The organism is Shewanella sp. 1180_01, from assembly GCF_052850535.1.
In genome coordinates, this window is the sequence record NZ_VXCT01000202.1 from 1 (window position 1) to 369 (window position 369).

1 pseudogene is annotated in these 369 nt (G+C 39.0%); it reads left to right on the forward strand.

The window, feature by feature from the left end:
- Positions 1-31: 31 nt before the first annotated feature.
- Positions 32-369 (forward strand): annotated as a pseudogene (locus FW758_RS24860) (amidohydrolase); the annotation flags it as partial.

Below are 369 nucleotides of genomic sequence, written 5' to 3' on the forward strand. Positions count from 1 at the left end.
GGGTAATGGTATGGATCCCTCTAGAATGTTGTTGACTGAAAAAGCCGCTGGCCTTAATGCCAATAAAGATTTTTTACAGTATCCCGCCAGTTATTTCATTAAATATAATCCTGATGCATTTTCAGCATCACCAGCGTTTATTCTCGACCAATCTGGCCATTTAGCCTATGTCAATGAACAAGCTTTTATAGCATCAGGCATTTGTGGGAAAACCTTTGATATCAGCAAAAAAACCTATATGGAAAAAACCGGGATCTCTACACTCAGTTCTGAGGATGACACGTTTTTTAACCAATATTTAGGGCATGAAATTGTGTGTCAAGGCAGCGAAAAAGAGATGGTGTTGTCACAAAAAATGGCTGCCTATCT